We start from the raw sequence: 26,323 nt of genomic DNA, 5'->3' as shown, positions 1-26,323 counted from the left end.
TAAATGGAAAATACCAGATTACAACCAGTTCATAACTGGTATTATCTTTGCAGCTCGAAGACGAAATCGTAGACGTCGCCTTTGTAGCGTGTCTCGCAGTATTCCACGATCTGTCCGTCGGCGAGAAAGCAGCGGCGCTCGGTCATCAGCAGCGGTGCGCCCGCGTCACAATGAAGGTGCTTTGCATCCTCCAGCGACGCGCCGCGCGAGCGCATGCGCTGGATTGCCCTCTGAGGCAGGAAGCCGCGTGCATCAAGCGCTTCATAAAGGGAATCCTGAACCATCTCGGGCGAAGGAAGGAAGCGAACCGGCACGGCCGAGACCTCGACGGCGATCGGCGCGCCATCGGCCGTCCTCACACGACGCATGCGAACCACATTGGTATTGCCCGCAATACCCAGGGCCATCATTTCGGCCGGGGATGGACGGCTTATCTGCTTGGAAAGCCATAGACATCCAGGCTTCAGGCCGCGCGCCAGAATGTCCTCCGAAAAGCTCGTCAGCGTCGAAAGCGATTTCTCGACCCGCGACCCGATCTCGGTTTTGGAACCGTGCCGGCGATTGAGCTGCCCTTCCTCTTCGAGCAGCGCCAGGGCCTTTCTCACAGTGACTCGCGAGATCGACAGGGCTTCCGCCAGAACCCGCTCGCCTGGCAGAACCGCGCCGGCTTTCAACGCGTTGGAGCGGATCGCCGCCTCGATCGCCGATTTCAACCGTCTGTAAAGCGGCACATCGGACGCTGTCGCTTCCATTTCCCGACTGACAAGCCCGATCAGGTTCACGGTTGTCATTGCCCTTCCTCCCGCGCGAGAAGCACCCAGGATCAAAACATTCCTGACTGGACCTATACTGGTATTATCAATCCGGTGCAAACGGCCAGCGGACGGTGCTTCGCCGCGCCCTCAGCGCATCACGATCCCTTAGCGAACCCTCGGTGACAGCTTCATGGAGATGCGATCGCAGGCAGCCCGCAGGACCTCCAGAGTATAGGCATGGCGGCTTTCACGCGTATGGCGATTGATATAGGCGACGATGATGGAGGCGACGGCACTGCCGTCCGGCCCGATGACCGGACAGCAGATATCGGTGATGCCGACGAAGTCACGGCTCTCGCGCATCCAGTAGCCGTCCGCGCGGATGGTACGAAGCTGCTTTTCCAGCGCGTCACGATCCAGCGGCGCCGGTGAATGCGCCGCACATTCATCGATCATCCGCGCTGCGACCTTTGGTGACTGGAAGGCAAGTATCACATGGCCGGAGGTCGCGTCGGTGGCCAGGCGGCCGTAGCCGAGGCGCAGCGTGAACGCCATGTCCTCGCCGCCGGGAGCGGCCGCGGTCACGACGGTCAAGCCATGATTGAAGACGACCAGGTGCGGCGACTGATTTGAGTCCCCGGCAATCTGCGTCAGCTCGGGCATGGCGGCGGACATGAGATCCTGAGCGCTCGGCGTGTGCAGCCCCAGCTTGAAAAGCTTGTCGGTCAACGAATAGGCGTCGGTCTCGGCGTTGCGCTCGATATATTGACGCTCCTGCAGCGCGATCAGCATCCGGAAAATCTCATTCTTCGAACGGCCGAGGCCTTCCGCGATCTCCTTCATCGTCAGGGGCGCCCGCGCCTCCGCCAGCAGTTCCAGGACATCCAGACCCTTGGTCAGCGCCGGGGCCGAATAGGTCGGTTTGCCACTCTCTTTTGCATCATCTGCCATTCGAAGAATCCCCGGTGGTCCCGCACGATAGAGACAAGAAATCGGAATTGCCATTGGTTTTATATCCAAACTTGACACCATATATAAAACTGACATGATGACGGGGACAATGAATTTCGAGGCCGACCCGATGACCGTCCAGAGACCTGCAAACACTGTGCGCGCAACCATCATTCCCCGGAACAACAGTGTTTACACGTCGGTCGATTTCGATCGCGAGGGCAAGCAGATCGGTTTCTTCCATGTGCCTCAATCGCCGCACGACGATGCCTGGGGCACGGTCCGCGTTCCGCTCGCCGTCATCAAGAACGGTGACGGTCCGACGGTCCTGATCGAGGGTGGCAACCACGGCGACGAATATGAGGGGCCGATCGCGCTCGGCGAGCTTCTGCGCGAGATCGATCCACGGGATATTGCCGGACGCATCATTGCGATTCCGGCCATCAACATTCGGGCCGTCGAGGCCGGCACCCGCACCTCCCCGGTCGACGGGTTGAATTTCAACCGCAGTTTCCCGGGCGATTTCAACGGCACGCTGACAAGCCAGATCGCGGCTTACGTGCATGACGTCCTGTTTCCGATGGCCGACTACTTCCTGGATCTCCATTCCGGCGGTTCGTCCCTGATGATCCTGCCGAGCGCGATCATCGAGCCCTCCCCGACCGCGCAAGGGCATCGCAAGAACATCAAGGCGACGCTCGCCTTCGGGGCGCCGACCGTTGTCATGGTCGACAATCTCGGTGAAACCCGGACCTCGACCGCGTCCGCCAACCACCAGGGGCTGATCGTCATCGGCAGTGAGATGGCCGGCGGCGGCCTTGTCAGTCCGGATGCGCTGGCCATCTGCCGCAGGGGCATCCGCAATGTGCTGAAACATGCAGGCGTTCTGACGGGCGCGCCTGACATCGCCCCTGGCGCCAACGCACGCGTGCTCAAGGTTCCCGGAAGCGAAGGCTATCTGCTTTCCGAGGAGGACGGTGTCTTCGAGCCCTTGAGCCCGCTCGGCAGTGCCGTCAGCAAGGGCGACCTTGCCGGACGCATTCACTTCCTCCACACGCCGTCACGCGCGCCCATCGATCTCCTTCACCCCATCGACGGTATCGTTTTCGCCAAGCGTCAGCCCGGCCGCGTGCGCCCGGGGAATTGCTGTTTCGTGCTTGCCAACGAATATCCGGAGGCACTGACCGATGGGCCATAAGGACATCGAAGCGGCTGCCCGGCGCATTGCCCCCTTCATACGGCGCACCCCGGTCGTCAAGCTCGACCATGCCACGGGGGCAAACCTTCAAAATGATGTCTATTTGAAACTCGAATGCCTCCAGGTGAGCGGCTCCTTCAAGATCAGGGGCGCCACGAACCGGGTGAAAACGCTCGAGCCAAGCCGGATCGAAAACGGACTGATCGCCGCATCCGGTGGCAATCACGGCCTGGCCACCGCCTATGTGGCTGCCCGGGCCGGCGTTCCCGCCACCATCTACCTGCCGAACAATGCAAGCCCGCTGAAGGCGGAAAAGCTGCGCAAATGGGGGGCTGACGTTCGCTTCGAAGGCAATGTCTGGGATGAAGCGCATGAGGCGGCATTGGCCGAGGCAAAGGCGAGCGGCGCCTTCTACATGCATCCCTTCGCCGATGCGCAGATCGTGTCCGGTCAGGGAACCGTGGCGCTGGAGATGGTCGATCAGATGCCCGATGCCGACATCTATATCGTCGCGATCGGCGGTGGCGGGCTCATCAGCGGCATGTCCGAAGCCCTGAAGCACGTCAAACCCGAAGCCAGGATCATCGGTGTCGAGCCGACCGGTTCACCGACCCTTCACGCCTCCCTGGCTGCCGGCCGTGTGGTTCGCTTGCCCGAGATAACGACGAAGGTGGCGACCATGGCCTGCGGCCGCACGGACGAAAGCATCTACGAGATCGTCGCCAAGCACGTCGACGACATCGTCCTTGTCGAGGATGCGGACATGCAGAAGGCCGCTGAATTGCTCTGGTTCGAATTCGGCATCGCCGCCGACCTCAGCGGCGCGGCATCGCTGGCCGCCTTGATGAGCGGCGCTTTCAAGCCACCGCGCGGCGCTCGCATCGCCGGGCTTGTCTGTGGCGCCGGTGTCGAGGGCCTGAATGGCTGAGGTTGAGCAAGGCCGGTCCACGCAGACGCGGCCCTGACATGGATACGGCACGAGTGCCGCGAAATACCGCCGGAATGCCTGTCACTGGGACGGTCGTCGTGCGGGACATGAAAAAGAGGCGAAGAATCGTCCTGTCGCAACAAGAGGAGAACTGATACATGCGCATTTCCCTGAAAGCATCCATTGCTCTGCTCGCACTCGCCATCGCGACGCCCTCGCTTGCCGCGGAAAAGGTTTTGGGGCTTGCGGCAATCGACCTGCAGAACTCCTTCTTCGTCCGCATGAAGGAAGCGGGCGACGTGGCTGCTGCCGACTATGGGGTGAAATCCACCTGGCAGAGCGCCGAGGGCAGTCTGGAAAAACAGGTCAGCATCATCGAGAATTTCATCAATCAGGGCGTCAGCGCGATCCTGATCGATCCGATCGACAAGAACGCGGTCATTCCGGTCATCCAGAAAGCCACCGCCGCCGGCATTCCGGTGATCACCATGGGCAACAAGGTCGAGGCCGGCTCGAACTACTCGACGCTCTATCCGGACTACGACAACATGTCGATGGTTGCCCGCGCGCTCGGCAAGTCGCTTGGCGGCAAGGGCGAAGTCGCCCTGCTCGTCGGTTCGCGTGGCAACTTCGTGTCCGACACGCGCGAAAAAGGCTTTGTCGAAACCCTGAAAAAGGAGTTTCCGGACATCAAGGTTGTCGGCATCGAGCCGACCGGCTGGGACGCAGCCAAGGCAACCAATGCCGCCCAGACCTGGCTCACCACCTATCCGGATCTGAAGGCCATCGGCTGCATCTCCGACAGCCTTTGCCTGGCCGCCGATTCCGTTGCCAGCTCGATGGGAACTCAGTTGCTCTACGGCGGCTATGACGGCGACGCCGAGATGAAGCCGCTGATCGACGACGGCAAGATGGTGATGGACGTGCTGACCGGCGCCTATCGTGTCGGCTACTGGAACATCGCCGTTGCCGCTCGTCTGGCCAACGGCGAAAAGCTGCCGCAGGATCTCTACATGCCGACCTATTTCGTGACCTCGGATGCGACGGCCGCGAAGCTCAAGGCGGATGGCCTCACCTTCGAATACATCAACACCGACAAAGAGGCGGTGGAAGCCAAGAACTATACCGAGCAACTCGGTCCCAAGGTTCCGGCGACCGCCATGACCCTGGCAAAGTAACAGCCTAGAGCGGCTCAAGCGCCGGATGACGTATCATCCGGCGTCCCCTTTTCCTGACGATCGCCGTCGCCGCTCCGTGGTGACCGCGCATGATGCTCGATAAGAGGACCGACCCATGTTCCAGTCCTGGACCTCTCCGTTACTGCGGCGCAACGAACCGGTTCTCATCGCGGTGCTGCTGGTCGCCATCGCCGTCTTCGGCTGGATCGATCCGCGTTTTCTGTCGACCGGCAATCTTGTCAGCATCGCGCAGCAGAGTGCGGTCATCGCCCTCATCTCTTTTGCCATGACGGCCGTGATCATCGCGCGCGGCATTGATATTTCCGTCGGCAGCAATCTTGCCTGTTCCGGCATCGCCGCGGGTCTTGCCTACACGGCAACCGGCTCGGCGAGCTTGAGCCTTCTCGCCGCGATCGGTGGCGGTGCCGCAATCGGTCTGCTCAATGGAACGTTGATCGGCTTTGCCGGCATCTCCCCATTCATCGCAACGCTCGCCACCATGGCGTTTGCGCGCGGCCTGGCGCTCAGCCTCTCCGGCGCATCCAGCATCGCGGTCGCCGATCCGGTCCTGCTTTTCGCGGGACGCGAGACGATCGGCCTCCTGCCGGTCTCCGTCATCATCGCCGCCATCTGCCTGGGCCTCTGGTGGTTCGTGCTCAATCGTACGGTCTACGGACGCTGGATCTATGCGGTCGGCGGCAATGCGGGCGCGGCGCGGGCCTCACTGGTTCCCGTCGACCTCGTGCGCATCTCCGTCTACCTGATTGCCGGTGCGACGGCCGGGCTCGGCGCGATACTCACCATCGGTCGTCTCGGTTCGGCACAGCCGCTTGCCGGCACCGGGCTCGAATTTACAGCCATTACAGCCGCGATCATCGGCGGCACGAAACTGTCCGGCGGCCAGGGCTCCATCTGGGGAACGGCGATCGGGGCGCTGCTGCTGGGCGTCATCAACACCGGCCTGTCCTTCCTGCAGGTGCCGCAGATCCTGATCTATTTCGTGACCGCGAGCCTCATTCTGGTGGCCGTTCTTACCAGCCAGCCGGAGAGTGTCGCCGCCCTGTTCAAGACCGGTGGCCGCAAGTCCACCCCGTCGCCCCGCAACATCGCCGCAACACCGGTCGGCAAACACAGCATCGCCTTGCGCGGGCTTGGCAAGTCTTTTCCGGGCGTCAAAGCACTCGACGGTGTCAGCTTTGCCGTCTCGGCCGGTGAGGTGGTGGGACTTGCCGGCGAGAACGGGGCCGGGAAATCGACGCTGGTGAAGTGCATTTCCGGTCTGCATCGCCCGGACGAGGGTGAGATCATCATCGACGGCAACGCCGTCCAGTTCCACTCCCCCAGCGACGCCAGGGGCATCAGCGTCATCCATCAGCATTTCAGCCTTTCGCCGGACCTGACGGTGGCCGAGAATCTCTTCATCGGCCGCGAACCGCATACCCGCCTGGGATTTCTCGACCGGGCTCGGATGCGGCGCGATGCAAAATCCATCATGGACGAGCTGTCGCTCGATATCGACATTGGCGCGGAGCTGCGAACACTTTCCGTCGGGCACCGGCAGATGGTGGAAATTGCCCGTGCCGTTCTGTCCGATGCCTGGTTCTTCATCATGGACGAGCCGACCAGCGCGCTCTCCAACCGCGAGCGCGACCAGCTCTACGACCTGATCGACAGGCTGAGAGCTCGCGGCGCCGGCATCCTCTACATCTCGCACAAGATGGAAGAGATCTTCAGCCAGTGCGACCGCGTCGTCGTTCTGCGTGACGGGCGCTTCATCGGCGAGCGCCAGACCCGCCAGACCAGCGAGGCCGAGATCGTCTCGATGATGGTCGGGCGCGATGTCGGCGACATCTTCCCCTATCTCGAAGCGCAAGTCGGCGAAACCGCGATCGAAATCAGCAACATCTCCGATGGCAAGCTCTTGAAGTCGGCCACGCTCAGCGTGTGCAGGGGCGAAATCGTCGCGCTCGCCGGCCTGATGGGAAGCGGCCGCTCCGAGGTGCTCAGGCTGATTGCCGGCCTCGAGACCATGCATGGCGGCACGCTCAGAATTTTCGGCGGGCAGCAGACCGGCGGCGACACCAAGGCCGCCAATCGCGCCGGCATCGTCTACATACCGGAAGACCGGCACCTGGAAGGATTCGTCGGCACGATGTCGATCAGGGACAACCTGTCCCTCGCCTGGATTCGCGACAACAGTCACTTCGGCCTGCTGAGACCTCGCCGCATCCTGGCACTCGCCCGCGATCTCATCGGCTCACTCGGCGTGCGGCCGGCCCAGCCCGACAAAATGACCATCGAGCTTTCGGGCGGCAATCAGCAGAAGGTCGTCATCGGCAAATGGCTTGCCACCAAACCGAAGATCATCCTGCTCGACGAGCCGACACGGGGCGTCGACGTCGGCGCGAAGTCCGAACTCCATCACCTGATCGCAAGATTGAAGGCCGAGGGCGCGGCGATCCTCATGGTGTCGAGCGAGTTGCCCGAGGTTCTCGGCGTTGCCGACCGCATCGTCGTCATGCGCGAAGGCCACTCTGTCGGCACGCTGGCTCGTGGGGCGACGGAAGAAGACGTGATGACGCTGGCCTTCGGTGATCGCACGATCACGCCACCAGCCTGCGCACCCCGGCCAGCATCCAACCTTGCACCATGCCTGTAAGGAGAACCCTTTGAGCAAGCTGAAGATCGCCATCGTCGGTGCCGGCTACATGGGTCTCCTGCATGCGCAGGTGGTTGCCGCGAGCCCTGTCGCGGAACTGTCGGCATTCGTTGATCCGAATGCTGCCACGGGGAGCAAGGCCGCGTCGGATTTCGGTGCCCGGCATTTCCGCGATGCCGCCACCGCGCTGGCCGCCAATGCCGCCGACGCCTATATCGTGGCGGCACCCGACGCGCTGCATGAAGACGTCTGCCGCACGCTGCTCGATGCCGGCAAGCCGGTGCTGCTCGAAAAACCGATGGCTCACGATCTTTCCGCTGCCAAGGCGATTGCCAGAGCGGCGGAGAGAAACGGCGCGCGCCTGTTGGTCGGCCACATCCTGCGGTTCGACCCGCGCTATTGCGAGGCCGCGGCAGCGGTGAAATCCGGGCGGATCGGCGAGCCGATCCACGGCAGCAGCGGCCGTTTCACCAATCGCGAAGTCGGTCTTCGCATGAACGGAAACTCGAGCGTCTGCTTCTACCTCGGCGTGCACGACGTCGATGCGCTGCAATGGATCTCAGGTTCGGACATCATCGCCGTCTACTCTCGGCCCGTCGCCAAGCTCATGCCTTCGCTCGGGGTTCGCTCCGAAGACGCGATCTTCTCCACCGTCGAGCTGTCGAACGGAATGAGCGGACAGCTCTATTTCGGCTGGACGCTGCCACCGACCGTTCCGACCGGCATCTGGGCACGCACGGAAATCATCGGCACGGAAGGCATGATCGACCTCGACGTGCGCGACCACGGTCTACGCATCCTGTCGCGTGGACAGTGGTCGCAACCCGACGCCCTGCACTGGCCGACCGTCAATGGCCGTATCACCGGGGATCTCTTCGAGGAGGTCCACCATTTCATTTCGGCGGTTCGCGACGACACCCCTTTCGTGATGCCGGTCGGCGACGCCCTGCGCGCCGTCGCCGTCAATGATGCCATCCTGCGCAGCGTCAAATCAGGCCTGCGCGAACCGGTCGAAGATTGGCACATCCGATGAGAGGATCCTCATGACCCGCCAACAGAACATCTGGTGCAGGCGCTTTCTCGACCTCTCGCCGTTGATCCTGCTGGTCATCCTGCTGGCGATCTTCGCGCTCATCGACGCCCGCATCGTTTCAACCGCCAGCCTCATCAACATCGTCGCCCAGGCGACCCCGATCGCCATCCTGGCGCTTGGGGCTCTGATCGTTCTGCTGACGGCGGGCATCGACCTGTCCGCCGGCGTCGGCGTCGCCTTCTGCGCCGTCTTCATCGCCAGCCTGATCGACGGCGGCGCCGGCCTGCCGCTTGCCCTGCTCGTCGGCTTTGCCGTGATGGTGGTGATCGGCCTCGCGAACGGCGCCGTTATCGCATTGTTGAAGATACCGCCCTTCGTGACGACACTGGCCACAATGGTCGCGCTGCAGGGCGCAACGCTTGCGGTTGCCTCCAAAGGCGTCCTGATGCTGAAGGATCCGACGCTTCGCGCGGTCGGCATCGAGCGCAGCTTCGGCATTCCCAATGTCATCTTCGCAACACTGCTGATCGTCGCCGTAGCAGCAATCCTGATGCGGCACAGCCGTTTCGGGCTGCGTACCTATGCGCTCGGGTCGGATGCCGGGGCCGCGGAACTTGCCGGCATCCCGGTGACGAAACACACGATCCTCGTCTATTGCGCCTCCAGTATCTTCGTCTTCCTGACGGCTGTGATCATGATCAGCCGGGTGCCTGTCGTGACGCCCAATATCGGTGGTACCTCGCTGCTTCTGGACGCGATCGCCGCTGCCGTGCTCGGCGGCACCAGTATCTTCGGCGGACGGGGAACGGTGTGGGGCGCGGTCGTCGGCGCCCTGATCGTCAGCCTGCTGACGACGGCGCTTCGGGTGTTCGGCACGGACCCGTCCAGCCTCGAACTCTACAAGGGGGCAATCATCATGGTCGCTCTCCTGGCCGATTCCGGCATGACCTACGCCAAGGCCCGGCTTGTCGAGGCAGCACGATGAGCGAGCCAGTTCCGGCATTGCCGATCCCGCCTGGGTCCAGCTTTGCGCTGATGACCTCGCCGGATACGGAAAGACACGCGACAGCCGGCGTGCATAAACCCGTCGTCATTCTGCCGCTCGGCGCTGTCGAGCAACATGGCCCCCATCTGCCGCTCGGCGTCGATTGCTGGCTTGCGGAAGCGGTTGCGCTCGCCGCGGCGGAAGGACAGGCCTCCATGCGTGTCGCCGAACCTTTCGCCTATGGCTCGTCCGAGCATCATCGCTCCTTCTCCGGCACCATGAGCCTCAGCCCGCAGACCTTCATCGCCGTTCTCGTCGATCTCTGCACCTGCCTTGCCGAAGACGGCTTCCTGCCGGTCATGCTGAACGGCCATGGCGGAAACCGCGCCGCGATCCAGGTGGCGATCACCACCCTTGGCCAGCGTGGCATCGTCACCGCGGGTTTCTCGTATTTCGATCTCATCGCCGACGTGGCGGCGGAGGCCCTGCCCGATGCCGCTACAGGCACCGGTCACGCTTGCGCGCTTGAAACCTCGTTGATGATGCATGTGCTTGGCGACAGCGTTCGCCGCGATCTCATCCCGCCGGGCGGCACCCCGCCATCCTGGCCGGATCCTCACCTTTACGCCGCGCCGGCCGTCACCGTCTGGCGCCGTTTCGAAGCCATCCGCGGCAACGGCGTCATCGGTACGCCGTCGCAGGCGGGCGCGGAGGCCGGCAGCAGACTTTTCATCGCAGCCGTGGAACGCAGCCGCGCCGCCATTTTGAACATCCAATCCGAATTCGGCCAAAGGAACGCATGATGACAGTCCATTTCAAATCTTCTCTCGAAGGCCCCAACCTGCGCGGCATGGCGATCGTCTCGGAGCCGGAAGCAGCCGCCCGCATCGGCATCAACCGTATCGGCGGCGAGTGGATTGCCGGCAGCTCCGGCAAGTTCCTGAAAATCGACAGTCCGTCGACGGGCGAGCACCTCGGCTATCTCTCACTTTCCACCCGCGCCGATGTCGGCCGCGCGGTGAAAGCCGCCGAAGGCGCACGCGAGGCCATGCGCAAGATGGGAACCTTCGCACGCGCTCAACTGTGCATGCGCATCGCCGACGCGATCGACAGGCGCGCCGAGGAACTCGCGCGCCTGCTCTGCCTGGAACAGGGTAAACCCTTCCACAGCGAGGCAAAGGCCGAAGCATCGGCGGCAGCTCTCGGTTTCCGCAATGCGGCAGAGCAGATGAAGTGGCTGGAGACGGCGGCGTTTCCGCTTGCCGATGCCAACAAGCGCGCCTTCAGCTTCCTGCAGCCGAAGGGTGTCTTTGCCATCATCACACCTTGGAATTTCCCGCTCGCCCTGCCCTGCCTCTATTATCTCGGACCGGCCATCGCAACGGGCAACACCGTCGTCTGGGTGCCGGCGCCGACGACGTCGCTGATTGCCACGGCACTTGTCGAATGCTTCATCGAGGCGGGCCTGCCGGACGGCGCCATCAATCTCGTTCTGGGTGACGGTGCGGAGGTGGGCGACGAGGCGGTCGTTCATCCGGGCACCCATGCCATCGGCTTCACCGGCAGTTCTGTCACAGGCGCGACGATCGCCCGGCGTGGAGCGGGCAAGCCGCTTCTGCTCGAAATGGGCGGCAACGGTCCGACCATCGTGCTGGCCGATGCCGATATCGACATGGCCGCCGCCCAGGTCGGGGCCGGCTGCTTTGCCAATGCCGGGCAGATCTGCACGGCCACCGAACGCGTGCTGGTGCATAAATCCGTCCATGACCGTTTCATAGAAGGTCTCGTGAAAGCGGCCGCGCAGGTGAAAATGGGCGACCCTTTCGATCCCGCGACGACGATGGGTCCGATCAACAATGCGGTGGCCGTCGACAAGGTACTCAGCCACATCGCGGACGCCCGCGCGCGTGGCGCCGAGATCGTCACCGGCGGCAATGTGGCGTCGGGTTTTGCCACCAATCTCTATTTCGAGCCGTCGATCGTCACAGGACTGACCCGGGAAAGCCTGCTCAATGTCGAGGAATCCTTCGGGCCGATCGCACCCGTGCTGATCTTCGAGACCGATGAGGAGGCGATGGAACTTGCGGCGTCCAGCCCCTACGGCCTGTCGGCCGCGGTCTTCACCAGCACCATCAAGAACGCCTTTGCCTTTGCTGAAAGCCTGAAGGTCGGCATCGTCAACATCAACGAGATGAGCTGTTATTGGGAGCCGCATATTCCTGCCGGCGGCGCCGCCGGGACGCAGAGCGGCCTCGGCCGCACCGGGGGTCGGCACACGCTGATGGAAATGTGCGACCTGAAGACGATTACCGTGGATATCACCCGCTGACTCCAAGGCCCGCGCCTTGTGCGCGGGCTTGCCCTCGAGCTGTCAGGTGGACCGGCGCAGGCTGTCGGCCATTTTCTCGCCAATCATGATCGAGGTGAGATTGGTGTTTGCCTGGCAATCGAGCGGCATGATCGACGCATCGATAACCCGCAGTCCTTCCAAACCGTAGACCCGGCATTCCGGATCGACCACGGCCTCGCCGGGCCTTCCCATGCAACAGCCTCCGATCCCATGCTGCGCATCGGAAGACTGCGCCAGCAGGAAATTGTCGACCTCCTCGTCGCTTGCCGTTTCGAGCCATGACAAAGGCAGATCGGAATCCCCCAGCAGGACGCGCTCGGCGATCGCCTGGATCGGCGCCTGCCGGGCAATCTCGCCAAGGTGGCGATAGGCGATACGCATGCGCTGGAGATCCATTGGATCGTCCAGCATGTTCTCTTCCACGAGCGGCTGGTCGAAAGGGTTGGCGGAACGCAGTTGCACGGTGCCGCGGCTCTTGGCCTCCATCAGGATCAGATTGACCATCGCCTCGCCGAACTGGGCGCTGTCGGACTCCACGCCGATGCCGCCATGGTTCATGGCGACGTAGAGAATGTCGTCGCGCTCAGCGCCCGGCACGCCCGAACTCATCCGCACACAGCAGTTGGTATGCCGCGCGTCGACATCGGTCGCCTTGAATCCCGGCTTCAGCTTCAGTTCGATGCGGCAATAAGGATGGTCGAAGAAACCTTCGCCGACCGGCAGGTCGGCAAGCACCTCGATGTCCTTTCGTTTCAAGAGAGCCGCAGGACCGATGCCCGAGCGCTGCAGGATGACCGGAGAGTGGATGGCGCCGGCCGAGACGATGACCAGCGGCGCCTCGAATTTGCGAACTAGCCCGGCCACGATGGCCAAAACGCCGATCGCTTTCCTGCCATCGAAAAGCACCTTGTCCACCGTCGCCTGCCCGATGATGGTAAGGTTCGGCCGGTCGCGGGCAGCTTCCAGATAGCCGTCATTGACCGACACGCGCTTGCCGGCTCGACTGTTGATGGGATAGGTGCAAGCCCCTTCGGCATCCGGAGCATTGAGATCGTCATGCCAGGGATGGCCGAGAGCCATCGCGCTTTGGCGCATGGCCTTGTCGACGCTGCCCCAGCTTTCGACAGGCGCGCGGTAGATCGGAATCGGGCCGCCGCTGCCGTGAAAATTGGCCGCGATCGGGTCATCCTCCAGGCGGCAGAAGAAGGGCAGCACGTCGGCTCCCGACCAGCCCTTGCATCCGATTTCCTCCCAGCGGTCGAATGCATGGAGCACACCGCGAATGGCAATCTGCCCATTGACGGCCGTCGAACCGCCAAGCCCCTTGCCGCGCCAGTAGACCCGGTGTTCCTGCCGCTTCGTGCGACGAGCCATCAGGTCGGGATACATGTATTGTTGCTGAAAATGGTCGGGAAGAAGCAGGTTGAAGGGATTTGGGCTCGCCATCTCGGCAGGTTGCTCGCCGCTCCGGTAGTCCGGCCCCGCTTCCAGCAAAAGCACGTTCGTGGCAGCATCTTCGGTTAGCCGGGCAGCAAGAACAGCTCCGGCTGCGCCGGCTCCGATAACGATGACATCAAAGGGCATGCCGCACTCCCTACATCCGATCAATGCACGGCTGACTCGACCGCGACATCATGTTGATTTCATTTGCGCACGATCATCTGCTGGCATTCAGGCTCAGCGATGTACGCCGGAGCCAACCACCTTAGCCGCGCTGCACGACTGCAAGATCATCATGATTTGTTTTATATGTAAATATGATTTCGTATATGAACTCCCATCTACTCCATATGGCGCGACGAACCCCGGTGCTCTCCGTCACTGCCGGCGATTCTCACACCGTCATCGTCCATCGCCTTTTGATAGCGATCGGCTCTCGACAAAAGCGGTATTTGGCGTGCTGCCCCTTCCGAGTCGCGCCCAGGGAACAACTGCTTCCATGGAAAGTTAGTCCATGGCTACACCGCCGGTGAGCTTTCATGACAATCCAAGGGAGACAAATCATGGCGACTGCAAAAAGAGCGACGACAAAAGGACTGGAGGCTTTGTTCCTCGATGGGCTGAAGGACATTTACTACGCTGAAAAGAAAATACTCAAAGCCTTGCCGAAGATGGCAAAGGGCGCCGAATCCGAGGAGGTGGCCGCGGCCTTTGAGAAACATCGCATGGAAACCGAAGGCCAGGTCGATCGGCTCGAGCAAGTGTTCGAACTTATGGACAAACCGGCCCGCGGCAAGACCTGTCCGGCGATCGACGGCATTCTTGAGGAAGGGTCGGAAATTCTCGACGAATACAAGGGTGACCCGGCGCTGGATGCAGGACTGGTCGGCGCGGCACAGGCCGTCGAGCACTATGAAATCGCGCGTTATGGCACGTTGGTCGCGTGGGCTGAACAGCTTGGCAAGAGCGACGTGGTCAAGCTCCTCAACGAGACATTGAAAGAGGAGGTCGCGACGGACGAAGCGCTTTCCGGGCTGGGCGAAGGCGGTGTCAATGAGCGCGCCCTGCAGCAAGCTGCCTGACTGGGCGTCGTCGCGCCGGCGCCAAGCCGCCGGGCGACTTCGCGACCCGGCCTCGCGCCCTCTTCGTCGGTACCCTTCAGATGCAATCAGACCCACCCCGATACTTCGGGGTGGGTCTGCTGAAATCACACGCGATCAGCGGTTTTTGTGGCTTTGTTCGCCAGCTTTCACATGCTGTTCGTGGGTTCCACCACGCATGCCGGATCCATCGCCCTGCTGCCGTTGACCACCACCAGAGGCCTGCTGTTGCTGACGGTTTTTGTTGTCGGCGTTCTTGTGGCTCTGCTGGCCTGCCTTCACGTGCTGTTCGTGGCTACCACCTTGATTAGGCATTGTTCTTCTCCTTCACAATCCGCGAGGCGACAACCGCCTCGATTGCCTAAGACGAGTCAGGCGCGAACGTTCCCTCACGTAATATTTTGTGAAGACCATCAGACAAAGCCCACGGCGTTCGAAGGCGCCCGAGATGGATGCCGGATTTATTTCTGGCGTTGGCAACGAGTTCATCTTGGCCGTGACCGACGTTGCCGGCGGATCTCATGCCTGTGCCCACCAGGAGGAAAATGCATGTCATTCCGATCCGAGAGATTTACAACCACTTTGACCTATAGCGACGATGAAAGAGCGCAGTCCGCCGCAGCGCTCTATCGATACAACATCGCACAGACCGGGATCGACGACCGAGCTGATATCGGAGCGGAGCTTCGCGACCAGTCAGGAAAGACCTGGGGCGGGCTTTGGGGCAGGACGGAGCTTGGGCTCCTGTTTCTCGACATGTTCTTCCTGCCTGAGCAGTTGCGTGGCCAATCCTTTGGCTCACAACTTCTCACGACGATCGAGGAAGAAGCCATCCGGCGGGGCTGCAAGAAGGCCGTCGTGGAGACGAGCAGTTTCCAGGCGCCGCTATTCTACATGCAGCACGGGTTCGAGGAATTCGGCAAAGTCGAATTCGGGATCCCTGGACATGCCCGAGTCTTCCTTCGGAAAGATCTGCTGTAAGTCTTGGGACAGGGCGCACGGATGGCCATCGGCTAGTTGTTTCAAACGCCAGATGCTCTGGAACAAATCGACGAGTGCGGAGTTAAACGCGTCGCGACGCGCAGTCTTGCAGCGACGTGTCGAATAGAGTGCATCCCGCCGGAGAGGCAATGTGCGTACTGGACATTTCAGAAAGCCGATTATCATTCAACCTGGCCGGATAGACCGCGACAGGGTTGTGGTTTCGGTGTCGGACGCAGCCGAAGTGCTGCTGCGGGACTGGCCAAAGCCGACATCCGAGAGGCGTCTTGCCGCGATCAGAGCGTGCCTTGCCGTCATGCGAGGCGAAAAGCCTACAAAGACCGCACGACAGGCGTTCATCGTTGCGGCCAAGGACGCCAAGATTCTGCTGAGCGAGCAAGTCTGACCGTGGTGGGTCGCCTCGCCGGTGCCTGCAAGTGCGACTCTGCCGAGATTGGTTCGAAAGGGAGAAATCATGATCAAGGTTTCAAGTCCCACGCCTGCCGCGGCCAGAAGCGAAGTGCAGGCAGGAGCAACGCAGGACAAAACGCCGGGGTTCGATCCCGCCATTGCCCCGCTTGAGACAGACGCCGAAGCCGCGGACACGCAAAATCCGGTCGCTGGGACAAGTCCGCCGCGCACTCGCCCAAATTTCGAAAACGATGCCAGCTTTGCCAATGCCATGCGCCCGGTCGAAGGCGAGCCGGAACTGCGGCCCGGCGGCAACTGGCCGGTGTTGGTAATTGCAGCTGTCGTTTTGATAGCAGCCGTGGTTTTCCTGACGGCAAGCATGCTGCGCTGAGAATGATCCCGACGATGCGGCTCCACGACCTATTCCTGGAGGTCTGGTGCGCCCTTCATGCCTGAGAGTTCGGTCATTGGGCACAGCAGCCGCGGTCGCGCGGGATCGGAGATGTCGAGCTTGTCCCAAGGGATGCGGTATAGACCGTCGCGGCGGCGCAATCGGAAAAGATCCAGCACCGCCACACCTATGGCCGAGGCCGAAAGACGCTCGAAAGCGGCGTAGACCCCGACGTGGAATTCGGTGACGACGAAATCGTCACCGTCCCGTTCGGCGCGGATCTCCTCGATATAGCCGACATTCTTGCCGCGTTGCGAGAGTACGCGTCGCCCTGACAGATGCTCGAGATTGACCGTGGTCATCATCAAGCTCCCGGAATGCGCCCGATGACATGGTCGCGCAACCAGTCCTGCCAGGCGAAGATCGACGTTTCTCGCACGTCGATGTCGAACTCGATATCGATGCCGATATCTTTCACCTTCTGCCAGGCGATCCGATGCGGCTCGCCATGTTGCCTGCCACCCAGCTTGACCGCGAGCCGCGCTATCCAGCGCCCAGGCCGTGCGCCGAGACGACGCGCCAGGGTGATGGAGCCGAGCTCGATCGCAATGATCCGAGGCGGCTTGCCGGGCCGCAACTCCGCCACCAACCCGTCGACCTTGCCGATCTTGACCTGCTCGCGGTCGACCACCTGCTTGTCCAGGAGATCACGCAGCAACTTCATCATGTGCCTCCGAATATCTGCAGCGGGATGGTCACCACCGCCAGTACGAAGCCGAGCGCGATGATGAAGATGACGGCGGCATTCGACAAAATGCCATTGCGATGCTCGCCGACATAACGTTTGTCGTTCAGCAGAAACAGGAAAGGAACGACCGTCAGCGGCAGGCTGGCTGCCGTCAGCGCCATGGAGAAGATGGTGAGCCTCAGCGGATCGAGACCAAGCGCGATGGGAATAGCCGCCAAAAGCAATGATATCGTGTAGGTGGCGCTGAAACCCGGATCGTCGCGCGGCTTGCGATCCTCGCCCCAATTCCAGCCGAAACCCTGGGCCACAAGATAGGCCTGTTGCAACCCGACCTCGAGTGCGGCGCCGAAGCAGGCAATGGCGAGGGAGGCAACAAACAGCACGAAGCCCCAGAAGCCGAATATAGGTATCAGCATCAACGGCAACTGGTGATAGTCATCCACTTGGGTGACGCCATGCGTGGCGAGCACGAGAGCGGCCACGATCAACACGCCGATCGAGATGGTCCCCCCGAAAGTCATGCCCAACCCCGCTATGGCCCGATTGGCTCCGAGATAGCTTTTGTCCCACCGGTCCTCGATGGCCCCCGAGGAATAGAACATGAAGAGGTAGGGCGATATCGAGGCGCCGAGAATGCTGACCGCCATGAACCAGTAATTGGCGGCATCGTGGACCGGCAGCGAAGGCACGGCGCCCCTTGCGACTGCCGTCCAATCGGGTCTCAGCATCACCGCTCCGACGACGAAACACAGCGTCACCAGACCGAGAATAGATACGCCCTTCTCGATGAAGCCGAACGTGCCTTTCCAAAGCAGCAGCCACGCCAACAAAGCCACCGGCAGTGCCCACCACTGGAAGCCTATGCCGGTGGCAAATTCGAGTGCAATGGCGACGCCGCCGATCTCGGCGGACAGCACCAGGAAATTGACCAGCAGGGCGGCAAGCAACGGCCATAGAAAGACGTTGAAGCCGAATCTCTCGCGGATACCGTCGGAGATTGTGTGATGGCTCACGGCCGCGAACCGGCCGGACATTTCGACAAGGAAGATGATGCAGATGGTGCCGAGCACCACCGCCCAGATCAACTGGAAGCCAAACATCGCGCCTGCCTGCGCCGCCGTCGCCATGGACCCAACTTCGAGGAAGCCGCCGACGCTGGTGACGACGCCGAGGGATATTTCCATGAGCTTCTTCATGGCTTTGGCGCGAAATAGTTGGCGTAGGCGGTAGCGAGCGAACGCGACGCCAGCCGTAGATCCTGTTGCGCATCTTGGACTTCCGGCCGGTCGCCCGCCTGCAATCCGGCCTCTGCACGTGCCACCGCGACCGACAAATCGTTGACTGCCTTCGTCAGCGAAGCTTGCTCGGCGGGTTCGCTGGTTTCGGCGGACCGGATTTGCGCCCCGGCATCGGCAAGCGTCTTGCCGATCGATTGCAGCGTACCCGCCGTGTATGCGGTCGGCGCCGCCCCTGCCGCCCAGGCGTCCAGCGCCATCAACACGGTCTGCGATGCGGAGGCCGCTGTTCGTGATTGCTGCTCGATCTGATCGGAAGATGAGCATGCCGACAACATCATCGACAGCAAGCACAAGCACTCGAGCCTGAGATAGCGGTGTCTAACGATCAAATCAGGCGTTTGGTGCGCCACCGAATAGTCTCCCGGGACCCAACAAAGCCGTGGCCGGCGTAAATCTGATCTAGAGCGCTCGTCGGGTCCGTCAACGACCGCGCCCGCCGATCCGGAGCACGAGGCGGCGAGCCAGGTCCCGATCGGTTTCAATTGCCGCATCAGCGTAAGCTGAAGGTCAGGCGGGGCGATCCCCGTTCGGAGCGTCTTGGATTCTGTATTCGTGAATGAGGCCGAGAACCTGAGTTCTGACTGTGTCGCGCGCGTCGGGCTGGATGAAAAACATCAGCCGTTCGACCGCTTCAACGACTGCTTCGGGCAGATCCGAACCCGCATCGGTGAATTCGCTGCCATGCTCGTACATGTTGTCCGTCAGTTTCTTGTCGAGGTCGGAAAGGATGCCCATCATCCACACTCCAGATCCGTGCTGTATCGAACTCACTTCGGCACCGTCACCGCGACGTCGCCTCGCCTGTTGCTGCCGGCCGTCGATCACTGCTGCCCCGGCATTTCCGTGTTTTCCCTGGGATTTTTCTGGACGCCCGCGGCTGGGGCGGTATCCGCCGGAGCATTGCCGCCCTGGTTCTGCTCCGGCGCACGTTTCAGCGGCGAGGTCTGCCAGCCCATATCAACGTAGAAAAAGCCGACGACGAAACCGACAATGATGACCGCCGCTATCACCAGCGAGATTATTGCGTTGCGCCGCTCCATAGGCCTAGCCACCACTTGGCTTGGGAGATGCCGGCTGGGTTGGCTGCGTACCTTGCTGGTCGCCGCCGGTGCTGGTCTGCGGTGTTGGGTTGGTGTCCGTCGTGGGATTCTTGTCGACCGGCTGGCTGTTGGTAGTATCCGTCTTGGACTTGACTGGATCGGCATTGTCGTTGCACCCCGCCAAGGCGAGCAATGCCGCCGACATCAAAAGCACTGCCCTCATGCTGATTTCTCCTGGCTGAGTCCGGGCGAAGCCGCCTGCCAATGACCTATCCGGTCGAACCGCACCGAGAGCCCTTGTTTGACCGCGCTTCTAGCCAGCAAATGGTCCAGTTCGGCGTCTTCGATCGGGCTTCGTACGACCTGGCGAATGGCCTTGCAGGCAAGTTCCGTCGAGACGAAATCATATCTCCTGCTCCTGGCGACAACATATTGTTCGACCAGCATCTTTACGCGCCTGAGCGCGATTTCTTCGGCGTATTGCATTTTATTCCTCCTGCGCCCCGAACTGCCGAACGGGTTTGTTGTTCCCTCCTGGATCTCAAAACATCACCGTCGCCATCACGAAAAGCCCGCGCCTCCCGGACAGGGCACGCGCGGGCTGGACCAGGCTGAGGGGACCCGATCATGCAGCATCAAAAAGGGGGAGCAACGACGCTGCACGGACATCGAACTCGCATCGACCTGAGTTGTTCCACCTCTCCACGCCGCATCGTTCATGGCTCGGATGGCCGCGCATCAACCCGCACGGAACAATCAACCCCGATAGTGGTTCGGCCGAAGCGAGGTTCGGAGGACGTGATGAAGAATGAAAAGTTGTCCGTGGTGACGGGCGCCTCAAGCGGCATTGGGAAGGAACTTGCCAAACTGTGCGCAAGGGACGGCTACCATCTGATCATAGCCGCTGACGAACCTGCGATCCAGCAGGCCGCCGAGGCGCTCGGTTCGCATGGTGTGACTGTCGAAGCCATCGAGGCCGATCTGGCGACCGAGGAAGGTGTCGATCGTTTGATCGCCGGGATCGGCGATCGCGATGTCGACCTGTTGTTCCTGAATGCCGGACGTGGGCTCGGCCGTGGTTTCGTCGATCAGGATTGGAAAAAAGTCCGCCGCATCATCGACACCAACATCACCGGGACCGTCTATCTCGCGCATCAACTCGGAGCCAGGATGGCACGCCGCGGCCGAGGCCGCATCCTCTTCACAGGATCGATCGCTGGTTTCATGCCCGGCACTTTCCAGGCGGTCTACAACGGCACCAAGGCATTCATCGATTCCTTCTCGATCGCACTGCGTCATGAATTGCGGGACACAGGAGTCACAGGCTCCGTGCTGATGCCCGGGGCAACGCAGACGCGGTTCTTCGAACGCGCCGAAATGATGGATACCAAGGTCGGCACCGACGAGAAGGACAATCCCGCCGATGTCGCCGAGGCCGGCTACGAGGCGATGATGGACGGTGAGGAACAGGTCATCAGCGGTTGGAAGAACAAGCTGCAGGTCGCCGCAGCGCATGTGACGCCGGCAGGCACGCTGGCCGAACAGCACCGCAAGATGGCCGAGCCGGGTTCGGCGTCCAAAGACTGACCTTCGGCCTTCACGCCAACCCCAAAAAAGTCCGGCGATCTTCTTCCAAGACAGGAGCACCATCATGAAAGCGCTCACATGGCACGGCAAAGGCGACATTCGATGCGATCAGGTGGCTGATCCCGCCATCGAGGATGATCGCGACGTCATCATCAAAGTCACCTGTTGCGCTATATGCGGCTCGGACCTGCATCTGATGAACGGATATATGCCGACCATGGAATCTGGCGATGTGCTCGGACACGAGACGATGGGCGAGGTCGTCGAAGTCGGCAGCGGCCATTCGAAATTTAGAAAGGGCGACCGCATCGTGGTGCCTTTCAACATCTCATGCGGCGAGTGCTGGTTTTGCCAGAAGGGGCTGTTCTCGCTTTGCGACAGGTCCAATCCCAATGCCAAACAGGCTGCCGAAGTGATGGGACAATCCCCGGCTGGCCTGTTCGGCTATTCGCATCTGGTCGGCGGCTATTGGGGAGGGCAAGCCGAATATCTGCGCGTGCCCTTCGCCGATGTCGGTCCGATAAAGGTGCCGGACGGAATGGACGACGAACAGGTGCTGTTCCTCTCCGACATCTTCCCAACCGGCTATATGGCGGCCGAAAATGCCGGCATCGAGCCAGGCGATACCGTCGCTATATGGGGCTGCGGTCCGGTCGGCCAGTTCGCCATCCAGAGCGCATGGATGCTCGGCGCCGGCCGCGTCATTGCTATAGACAAGGTGCCGGAGCGGCTGGCGATGGCGCGCGAGCACGGCAAGGCCGAGACGCTCGACTTCAGCAACTCCGATATCTACGACGCCTTGATGGCGATGACCGATGGCCGCGGTCCGGATCGCTGCATAGACTGTGTCGGTACGGAGTCCGATCCCGGCGCCAGTGCGGACTCCATGCTCGACAAGGTCAAGGCCGCGGTCTACCTCGGCACCGACCGACCGCATGTGCTGCGCGAAGCAATCTACTCGTGCCGCAAAGGCGGCACCATCTCGGTCCCCGGCGTCTATATCGGCCTCGTCGACCATATCCCGTTCGGCGCCGCCATGAACAAGGGCCTGACCTTCCGGATGGGTCAGACGCACACTCAACGCTATCTCGAACCGCTCCTGGCCATGGTGCAGAAGGGCGACATCGATCCCTCCTTCGTGATCACGCACCGGGCAGACCTCGAAGCGGGACCAGACCTCTACAAGACGTTCCGTGACAAGCAGGATGGCTGCATCAAGGTGGTAATGCGACCGCATGGCTGAGATGTCGGCATCTTGCACGGGGTCCACCTTGCGCGGATTCCCCGCCAAGGATAGCACCGACGCCGAGGAACCTGGAACTTTCGACCGTGGCGGCGGTTGACCCGCAGAATAAACTCAGGGCGACGAGACTGTCGTGCCCGCCCGCTGCGAAGGAAGCTATCGCCATGAGCAATGAGAATTCCACATCGAAACCCAGCGTCCGGTCGCCAAACCCCGATGCTCTGCCGCACCCGAGACGGGACGCCAGTGACACGGATGCCGGTGCCAAGCCGCTGACGCCGAAAACCGCCGGCACGTCCCGGCCATCGGCTCCGCCGCTGGACAATCCGGTTGCCAATCGAAACGCGGGGCGGCCGCGTCAGGCGAGCACCACGCCTAGGCCGACGGACAAGCCCCTGGACTGATCGAAACCGGCCTCTTGAAATCACAGCGAGTGTTTGTCGGGACGAAGCGATGCCAGGTCGGCCAGGGTGTTGAGAAGTGCAGCGTCGCCTGCCGGCTTCGGCACGAATTTGCAGTTTCGGAAGGGTGTGGGAACGTCGCGCGGCCCAAATCCGGTCATGAAGGCGAAGGGGATGCCGCGAGCCAGCAATGTTTCGGCCACGGGCAGACTTGTTTCACCGTTCAATTGAATGTCCAGCAGCGCCACGTCGGCTTTGCCTGCATCGATAAGCTGACGAGCCGCGGCGGCCGACGAGACCGGGCCGATCACCGGATAACCCGCCGCACGCAGGCGTGACGCGATGTCTTCGGCGATCAGCCATTCGTCCTCGACCACCAGAACGCGCGGCCTGTCGTCGCTCACGGCGCCTCCTTGTGGTTTGCTGGAAACGCGATCTGGACACTGAGGCCGTCCTTGTGGAACACGGTCTCGACATTGCCGCCGAGCCTGTAACCGATTTCTCCCTGCAGCAGGGTCAGGCCAAAGCCGTTCTCCAACGGCGCCTTGACAAGAGGGCCGTCCTTTTCTCGCCAGCCAAATGTGAAACTGTCGTCCTCGATCGACCATTGCACACTGACCTTGCCATCGGTTTTTGACAAAGCGCCGTACTTGGCCGCGTTGGTGGCCAGTTCATGAATGGCCATACTCAGGGAAAGCCCCTGTTGCGGACCTAGTTTGACATCCTCGCCATCGAGTTCGATCCGCTCGATGCCGAATGGTTCGAGCTCCTGCTGGAGCAATTCCCTGACCGAGGCTTCCTTCCATCTCTCCCGGGTCAGCAGGCCGTAGGCCCGCGACATGGCATGCAGGCGACCGATCAGCGCGTCCGCGAACTCCTCCTTCGTATCAGAACTTTCCCGCGTGCGGCTTGCAATGCTGGCGATCACCGCAAGCATGTTCTTGACCCGGTGGTTGAGTTCCGAGATGAGCACCTGTTGATGCTCTTCCGCCTGTGCCAGCGTGGTGACATCGACAAGTGTCACCACCACGCCCTGGATCCTGTTTCCCTTGTCGCGATAGGGATTGATGCGGACCATGTGGAACAGGCCCCTGGCATCGCGTGCCAGATGGTGATTCAGGACCTCGCCCGTCTCGAACACCTTGTCGATGTGCTGCTTCAACTCGGGATAGTCGAGTTGGCTCGACAGATCCGTCAGCGGCCGGCCGACATCGGAGGGGCGCAGGCTGAAGAAGGATGACGCCGCCGGCGTGAAGGTGCGGACTACAAGGCTGCGGTCGAGGAAAATAGTCGCGATGTCGGTGCTTTCGAACAGGTTGCGCAGATCGCCGTTGGCGTGGTCGAGCTCTTCTATCTTGGCCGTCAACTCGGCGTTGATCGTGTTGAGCTCCTCGTTGAGCGACTGCATCTCCTCCTTCGAGGCTTCGAGTTCCTCATTGGTGGATTGCGCCTCCTCATTGACGGAGACGAGTTCCTCGTTCGACGATTTGACCTCCTCCAGCGCGGTCTCGTATTCCTCGATCGTCGATTGCAGGCGCTCTCTGGTGTCGCGCAGTTCCCTCTCGAGATCGGCGGTGGTGTCACTGTCACGGCTGCCGCCACCTTCGTTGGACCGGGCCTGGGTCGGCCCCGACGGTTCGAACAGGACGAGATAAAGCGGCTCGCCATTGCCGCGTTCGGCGAGGGGCTCGATCGTCAGCCTGATCGGCTGGACCCGTTCGTCGTCTTCCTCCACGGTCAGGTTTTCCCGCACCACTGTGCGGCGTGTGGTCGTCGCTTCGCGCAGTGCGGCGCGGAGGTCCAGCCGCAGCCCACGCCTTGCCATCGTCAGCAACTGCCGGCTGGGAATCCCTTGTGACGCTTCGAGATATCTGCCGGTTCTGGCCGAATAATAGACGACATCGCCGTCGGCGTTGACCAGGACATGCGGCGGCGCGAATCGTTCCAGCACCTGCGCCTCGACCGCCTGCCGCATGGGATAGCCGACAAGTCCCTTCTTCGAGCCGGCGCTTTCCGATGGGAAGAGGTTGGAATGGCTCTCCCCGAGCAGGGCCGGCAGTCTGATGTGCGGTGAGGCATGCTCCCGCGCTTGGAAGATGCGATGTTTCTTGTCGATGGTGGCGAACAGATCGTCGTGCTGCCCGACGCTTTCTGAGGTGCCGAGGAAAAGGTAACCGCCCGGCTTCAGCGCATAATGGAAGACAGGGATGACGCGGCTTTGGATGATCGGGCCGAAATAGATCAGCAGATTGCGGCAGGAGACCAAGTCCATGCGCGAGAAGGGTGGATCGCGAATGACGCTGTGCGGCGAGAAGATGCACAGTTCGCGTATCTCATTGCTGAGGACATAGCTTTCGCCATCGCCGTTGAAAAACCGCTGTTTGCGTTCGGGAGAAAGACCTTGCAGCAAGGCTTCCGGATAGCGTGCCGCCCGCGCCACCGCCAGCGCCGGCTCGTCTATGTCGGTGGCGAATATCTGGACGCGCGGAACGACCGTAAGCGTCTCCATGTGTTCGCGCAGCAGCATGCCGATGGAGAACACCTCCTCGCCCGTGGCGCATCCGGGAACCCAGACCCGGACAGTGTCGCTGGCTGTCTTGCCTTCGAACAGTTGTGGTACGATTTTTCGCTCGAGCAACTCGAAGGCATCGGGGTCGCGAAAGAAGTTGGTGACATTGATCAGCAAATCGCGAAAAAGGTTCATCACCTCGCGAGCATCCTTTTTCAGCCAGTCTATATAGCCGCTGATGGAATGGACCTGGGCGATCTGCATGCGTCGCTTCACGCGGCGCAGGAACGTCTTGGTCTTATAGCCCGAGAAGTCATGGCCGGAGTGGCTGCGCAGAATGGCGTAGATTTGTTCTCGCACCTTGTCGATGTCGGGCGTTTCATCGCCATCGTCTTCCGCCAACCCGTTCAGCGTGTCGAAGCCGCGGGCGAAAGCCTCCAGCTTCGCCCCGATCTCCTCGGCAGTCACTGCGACATCGACGAGCCCACTGGCAATAGCGCTCTGCGGCATGTCGGGATTGCGCGGCCCGTAGCCGTCCGGCGCTTGCGCGACGATAAACCCGCCCCGCTCCTTGATGGCCTTGGCGCCCAGGGTTCCATCGGAATCACCGCCCGACAGGATAACGCCGACGGCATATTCGCCCTGGTCTTCACCCAGTGCGCTGAAGAAGATATCGATGGGCTTGCGCTCCTGGGTAAGCCCATTGGGCCGACGCAGGTGCAGCACCCCCGATTCAATGGCCAATGTCACGTTTTGCGGCATCACATAGACGTGGTCAGGTTGAACCACCGTGCCATCCTCGACCACCGAAACAGGCATCTCGGTGTAGCGGCTGACAACCTCATGCAACAGACTCTCCCTGTTGGGGCTGAGATGCGTGATGATGACGAACGCCATGCCGGGCTGGCCGGTCACGCCCTTGAAAAGGCCCTCCATCGCGGGAATGCCGCCCGCGGACGCGCCTATGCCCACGATGGGAAATCTAGTCGATCGGGCAGTCACGGCATGTCCCCCTTTCGCCGACCCGACATGAAGTCTCCTCAAGGCCGGATCGAACAGGACACAACCATATAGCGCGCAAGACGGATGGAACAAGACGTCAGGGATGACGTTGAACCCGATATCAATGGTGGTTCA

Annotated in this window: 28 protein-coding genes; 14 read left to right on the top strand and 14 right to left on the bottom strand. The window is 61.6% G+C overall.

Features of this window, described 5'->3' with window-relative positions; genetic code table 11:
- Nucleotides 1-41 precede the first annotated feature (41 nt).
- Together EJ079_RS18000 and EJ079_RS17995 are read right to left on the bottom strand one after the other, a co-directional pair.
- Complete coding sequence (locus EJ079_RS18000) at nt 42-791, bottom strand: GntR family transcriptional regulator (RefSeq protein WP_127326625.1); 750 nt, start codon at nt 789-791, stop codon at nt 42-44.
- A 129-nt stretch (nt 792-920) separates the two neighbouring features.
- Nucleotides 921-1,706, bottom strand: a complete 786-nt coding sequence (locus EJ079_RS17995; RefSeq protein WP_127267085.1) for an IclR family transcriptional regulator — start codon at nt 1,704-1,706, stop codon at nt 921-923.
- Nucleotides 1,707-1,800: 94 nt separating this feature from the next.
- Here EJ079_RS17995 and EJ079_RS17990 point away from each other — a divergent pair, with 94 nt between their 5' ends.
- The 8 genes from EJ079_RS17990 to EJ079_RS17955 all read left to right on the top strand — a co-directional run bounded on the left by EJ079_RS17990 (nt 1,801) and on the right by EJ079_RS17955 (nt 12,016).
- Nucleotides 1,801-2,904, top strand: coding sequence for a succinylglutamate desuccinylase/aspartoacylase family protein (locus EJ079_RS17990; protein ID WP_245481692.1), 1,104 nt, complete (start codon nt 1,801-1,803; stop codon nt 2,902-2,904).
- On the top strand, nt 2,894-3,832 hold the full coding sequence (locus EJ079_RS17985) for a threonine/serine dehydratase (protein ID WP_127396151.1): 939 nt from the start codon (nt 2,894-2,896) through the stop codon (nt 3,830-3,832). The genes EJ079_RS17990 and EJ079_RS17985 overlap by 11 nt, the downstream gene beginning before the upstream one ends.
- Nucleotides 3,833-3,990: 158 nt before the next feature.
- The gene (locus EJ079_RS17980) at nt 3,991-5,010 is read left to right on the top strand and encodes a sugar ABC transporter substrate-binding protein (RefSeq protein ID WP_013530435.1); all 1,020 of its coding nucleotides are present in this window, start codon (nt 3,991-3,993) and stop codon (nt 5,008-5,010) included.
- 115 nt (nt 5,011-5,125) lie between these two features.
- The gene (locus tag EJ079_RS17975; protein WP_127809675.1) at nt 5,126-7,669 is read left to right on the top strand and encodes an ATP-binding cassette domain-containing protein; all 2,544 of its coding nucleotides are present in this window, start codon (nt 5,126-5,128) and stop codon (nt 7,667-7,669) included.
- A gap of 10 nt (nt 7,670-7,679) precedes the next feature.
- The gene (locus EJ079_RS17970; protein WP_127809674.1) at nt 7,680-8,702 is read left to right on the top strand and encodes a Gfo/Idh/MocA family oxidoreductase; all 1,023 of its coding nucleotides are present in this window, start codon (nt 7,680-7,682) and stop codon (nt 8,700-8,702) included.
- Between the two features lie 10 nt (nt 8,703-8,712).
- Nucleotides 8,713-9,687 carry an ABC transporter permease gene (locus EJ079_RS17965; RefSeq protein WP_023809451.1) on the top strand — a complete coding sequence of 325 codons (975 nt, stop codon included), beginning with the start codon at nt 8,713-8,715 and terminating at the stop codon, nt 9,685-9,687.
- The gene (locus EJ079_RS17960; protein WP_127271522.1) at nt 9,684-10,490 is read left to right on the top strand and encodes a creatininase family protein; all 807 of its coding nucleotides are present in this window, start codon (nt 9,684-9,686) and stop codon (nt 10,488-10,490) included. Before EJ079_RS17965 ends, EJ079_RS17960 begins: the two co-directional genes overlap by 4 nt.
- Nucleotides 10,487-12,016, top strand: coding sequence for an aldehyde dehydrogenase family protein (locus EJ079_RS17955; protein WP_245481691.1), 1,530 nt, complete (start codon nt 10,487-10,489; stop codon nt 12,014-12,016). The genes EJ079_RS17960 and EJ079_RS17955 overlap by 4 nt, the downstream gene beginning before the upstream one ends.
- A 42-nt stretch (nt 12,017-12,058) precedes the next feature.
- On the opposite strand, the gene EJ079_RS17950 is transcribed toward EJ079_RS17955, so the two are convergent.
- On the bottom strand, nt 12,059-13,621 hold the full coding sequence (locus EJ079_RS17950) for a GMC family oxidoreductase N-terminal domain-containing protein (RefSeq protein ID WP_127380972.1): 1,563 nt from the start codon (nt 13,619-13,621) through the stop codon (nt 12,059-12,061).
- Between the two features lie 419 nt (nt 13,622-14,040).
- On the opposite strand from EJ079_RS17950, the gene EJ079_RS17945 reads away from it, so the two are divergent.
- Nucleotides 14,041-14,559, top strand: a complete 519-nt coding sequence (locus EJ079_RS17945; RefSeq protein WP_127268257.1) for a ferritin-like domain-containing protein — start codon at nt 14,041-14,043, stop codon at nt 14,557-14,559.
- 135 nt (nt 14,560-14,694) lie between these two features.
- Here the strand turns inward: EJ079_RS17945 and EJ079_RS17940 are convergent, their stop codons facing one another.
- A complete protein-coding gene (locus tag EJ079_RS17940; RefSeq protein WP_127268256.1) occupies nt 14,695-14,892 on the bottom strand; it encodes a hypothetical protein in 198 nt (65 codons plus the stop codon).
- Nucleotides 14,893-15,159: 267 nt separating this feature from the next.
- On the opposite strand from EJ079_RS17940, the gene EJ079_RS17935 reads away from it, so the two are divergent.
- From EJ079_RS17935 to EJ079_RS17925, 3 genes are all read left to right on the top strand, one after another.
- Entirely contained in the window at nt 15,160-15,558 is a 399-nt protein-coding gene (locus EJ079_RS17935) for a GNAT family N-acetyltransferase (RefSeq protein ID WP_245481690.1), read from the top strand.
- 151 nt (nt 15,559-15,709) lie between these two features.
- Entirely contained in the window at nt 15,710-15,964 is a 255-nt protein-coding gene (locus tag EJ079_RS17930) for a DUF982 domain-containing protein (RefSeq protein WP_127809672.1), read from the top strand.
- A 69-nt stretch (nt 15,965-16,033) separates the two neighbouring features.
- The gene (locus EJ079_RS17925; protein ID WP_127809671.1) at nt 16,034-16,360 is read left to right on the top strand and encodes a hypothetical protein; all 327 of its coding nucleotides are present in this window, start codon (nt 16,034-16,036) and stop codon (nt 16,358-16,360) included.
- A 29-nt stretch (nt 16,361-16,389) separates the two neighbouring features.
- On the opposite strand, the gene EJ079_RS17920 is transcribed toward EJ079_RS17925, so the two are convergent.
- The 8 genes from EJ079_RS17920 to EJ079_RS17885 all read right to left on the bottom strand — a co-directional run bounded on the left by EJ079_RS17920 (nt 16,390) and on the right by EJ079_RS17885 (nt 19,932).
- Nucleotides 16,390-16,725, bottom strand: coding sequence for a hypothetical protein (locus tag EJ079_RS17920; RefSeq protein ID WP_245481688.1), 336 nt, complete (start codon nt 16,723-16,725; stop codon nt 16,390-16,392).
- Nucleotides 16,725-17,084 carry a hypothetical protein gene (locus EJ079_RS17915; RefSeq protein ID WP_127809669.1) on the bottom strand — a complete coding sequence of 120 codons (360 nt, stop codon included), beginning with the start codon at nt 17,082-17,084 and terminating at the stop codon, nt 16,725-16,727. Before EJ079_RS17915 ends, EJ079_RS17920 begins: the two co-directional genes overlap by 1 nt.
- Nucleotides 17,084-18,304, bottom strand: coding sequence for a divalent metal cation transporter (locus tag EJ079_RS17910; protein WP_127268251.1), 1,221 nt, complete (start codon nt 18,302-18,304; stop codon nt 17,084-17,086). Before EJ079_RS17910 ends, EJ079_RS17915 begins: the two co-directional genes overlap by 1 nt.
- Nucleotides 18,301-18,684, bottom strand: coding sequence for a hypothetical protein (locus tag EJ079_RS17905; RefSeq protein WP_245481900.1), 384 nt, complete (start codon nt 18,682-18,684; stop codon nt 18,301-18,303). The genes EJ079_RS17910 and EJ079_RS17905 overlap by 4 nt, the downstream gene beginning before the upstream one ends.
- Nucleotides 18,685-18,913: 229 nt before the next feature.
- The gene (locus EJ079_RS17900; RefSeq protein WP_127395836.1) at nt 18,914-19,144 is read right to left on the bottom strand and encodes a hypothetical protein; all 231 of its coding nucleotides are present in this window, start codon (nt 19,142-19,144) and stop codon (nt 18,914-18,916) included.
- 83 nt (nt 19,145-19,227) lie between these two features.
- The gene (locus tag EJ079_RS17895) at nt 19,228-19,446 is read right to left on the bottom strand and encodes a hypothetical protein (protein ID WP_013533184.1); all 219 of its coding nucleotides are present in this window, start codon (nt 19,444-19,446) and stop codon (nt 19,228-19,230) included.
- 4 nt (nt 19,447-19,450) lie between these two features.
- Nucleotides 19,451-19,669, bottom strand: a complete 219-nt coding sequence (locus tag EJ079_RS17890; RefSeq protein WP_127380969.1) for a hypothetical protein — start codon at nt 19,667-19,669, stop codon at nt 19,451-19,453.
- Nucleotides 19,666-19,932, bottom strand: a complete 267-nt coding sequence (locus tag EJ079_RS17885; protein WP_027036323.1) for a hypothetical protein — start codon at nt 19,930-19,932, stop codon at nt 19,666-19,668. Before EJ079_RS17885 ends, EJ079_RS17890 begins: the two co-directional genes overlap by 4 nt.
- A 315-nt stretch (nt 19,933-20,247) precedes the next feature.
- On the opposite strand from EJ079_RS17885, the gene EJ079_RS17880 reads away from it, so the two are divergent.
- Both EJ079_RS17880 and EJ079_RS17875 read left to right on the top strand, forming a co-directional pair.
- Nucleotides 20,248-21,033, top strand: a complete 786-nt coding sequence (locus EJ079_RS17880) for an SDR family NAD(P)-dependent oxidoreductase (RefSeq protein ID WP_127809667.1) — start codon at nt 20,248-20,250, stop codon at nt 21,031-21,033.
- A 64-nt stretch (nt 21,034-21,097) separates the two neighbouring features.
- A complete protein-coding gene (locus EJ079_RS17875) occupies nt 21,098-22,276 on the top strand; it encodes a zinc-dependent alcohol dehydrogenase (RefSeq protein ID WP_127809666.1) in 1,179 nt (392 codons plus the stop codon).
- Nucleotides 22,277-22,700: 424 nt separating this feature from the next.
- On the opposite strand, the gene EJ079_RS17870 is transcribed toward EJ079_RS17875, so the two are convergent.
- Together EJ079_RS17870 and EJ079_RS17865 are read right to left on the bottom strand one after the other, a co-directional pair.
- Entirely contained in the window at nt 22,701-23,081 is a 381-nt protein-coding gene (locus EJ079_RS17870) for a response regulator (RefSeq protein WP_127397418.1), read from the bottom strand.
- Entirely contained in the window at nt 23,078-26,188 is a 3,111-nt protein-coding gene (locus EJ079_RS17865; protein ID WP_127809665.1) for a CheR family methyltransferase, read from the bottom strand. The genes EJ079_RS17870 and EJ079_RS17865 overlap by 4 nt, the downstream gene beginning before the upstream one ends.
- Between the last annotated feature and the right edge of the window lie 135 nt (nt 26,189-26,323).

Source organism: Mesorhizobium sp. M7A.F.Ce.TU.012.03.2.1 (assembly GCF_004006095.1).
Classification (GTDB): Bacteria; Pseudomonadota; Alphaproteobacteria; order Rhizobiales; family Rhizobiaceae; genus Mesorhizobium.
Note: the sequence above shows the minus strand (reverse complement) of the source record. Positions and strands in the feature narration are given on the sequence as shown.

Excerpts from the sequence above, each read along its gene's own strand:
- EJ079_RS18000 (WP_127326625.1), bottom strand. The coding sequence starts at position 791 with ATGACAACCGTGAACCTGATCGGGCTTGTCAGTCGGGAAATGGAAGCG.
- EJ079_RS17995 (WP_127267085.1), bottom strand. The coding sequence starts at position 1,706 with ATGGCAGATGATGCAAAAGAGAGTGGCAAACCGACCTATTCGGCCCCG.
- EJ079_RS17990 (WP_245481692.1), top strand. The coding sequence starts at position 1,801 with ATGATGACGGGGACAATGAATTTCGAGGCCGACCCGATGACCGTCCAG.
- EJ079_RS17985 (WP_127396151.1), top strand. The coding sequence starts at position 2,894 with ATGGGCCATAAGGACATCGAAGCGGCTGCCCGGCGCATTGCCCCCTTC.
- EJ079_RS17980 (WP_013530435.1), top strand. The coding sequence starts at position 3,991 with ATGCGCATTTCCCTGAAAGCATCCATTGCTCTGCTCGCACTCGCCATC.
- EJ079_RS17975 (WP_127809675.1), top strand. The coding sequence starts at position 5,126 with ATGTTCCAGTCCTGGACCTCTCCGTTACTGCGGCGCAACGAACCGGTT.
- EJ079_RS17965 (WP_023809451.1), top strand. The coding sequence starts at position 8,713 with ATGACCCGCCAACAGAACATCTGGTGCAGGCGCTTTCTCGACCTCTCG.
- EJ079_RS17960 (WP_127271522.1), top strand. The coding sequence starts at position 9,684 with ATGAGCGAGCCAGTTCCGGCATTGCCGATCCCGCCTGGGTCCAGCTTT.
- EJ079_RS17955 (WP_245481691.1), top strand. The coding sequence starts at position 10,487 with ATGATGACAGTCCATTTCAAATCTTCTCTCGAAGGCCCCAACCTGCGC.
- EJ079_RS17950 (WP_127380972.1), bottom strand. The coding sequence starts at position 13,621 with ATGCCCTTTGATGTCATCGTTATCGGAGCCGGCGCAGCCGGAGCTGTT.
- EJ079_RS17945 (WP_127268257.1), top strand. The coding sequence starts at position 14,041 with ATGGCGACTGCAAAAAGAGCGACGACAAAAGGACTGGAGGCTTTGTTC.
- EJ079_RS17940 (WP_127268256.1), bottom strand. The coding sequence starts at position 14,892 with ATGCCTAATCAAGGTGGTAGCCACGAACAGCACGTGAAGGCAGGCCAG.
- EJ079_RS17925 (WP_127809671.1), top strand. The coding sequence starts at position 16,034 with ATGATCAAGGTTTCAAGTCCCACGCCTGCCGCGGCCAGAAGCGAAGTG.
- EJ079_RS17920 (WP_245481688.1), bottom strand. The coding sequence starts at position 16,725 with ATGATGACCACGGTCAATCTCGAGCATCTGTCAGGGCGACGCGTACTC.
- EJ079_RS17915 (WP_127809669.1), bottom strand. The coding sequence starts at position 17,084 with ATGAAGTTGCTGCGTGATCTCCTGGACAAGCAGGTGGTCGACCGCGAG.
- EJ079_RS17910 (WP_127268251.1), bottom strand. The coding sequence starts at position 18,304 with ATGAAGAAGCTCATGGAAATATCCCTCGGCGTCGTCACCAGCGTCGGC.
- EJ079_RS17905 (WP_245481900.1), bottom strand. The coding sequence starts at position 18,684 with ATGATGTTGTCGGCATGCTCATCTTCCGATCAGATCGAGCAGCAATCA.
- EJ079_RS17900 (WP_127395836.1), bottom strand. The coding sequence starts at position 19,144 with ATGATGGGCATCCTTTCCGACCTCGACAAGAAACTGACGGACAACATG.
- EJ079_RS17895 (WP_013533184.1), bottom strand. The coding sequence starts at position 19,446 with ATGGAGCGGCGCAACGCAATAATCTCGCTGGTGATAGCGGCGGTCATC.
- EJ079_RS17890 (WP_127380969.1), bottom strand. The coding sequence starts at position 19,669 with ATGAGGGCAGTGCTTTTGATGTCGGCGGCATTGCTCGCCTTGGCGGGG.
- EJ079_RS17885 (WP_027036323.1), bottom strand. The coding sequence starts at position 19,932 with ATGCAATACGCCGAAGAAATCGCGCTCAGGCGCGTAAAGATGCTGGTC.
- EJ079_RS17880 (WP_127809667.1), top strand. The coding sequence starts at position 20,248 with ATGAAGAATGAAAAGTTGTCCGTGGTGACGGGCGCCTCAAGCGGCATT.
- EJ079_RS17875 (WP_127809666.1), top strand. The coding sequence starts at position 21,098 with ATGAAAGCGCTCACATGGCACGGCAAAGGCGACATTCGATGCGATCAG.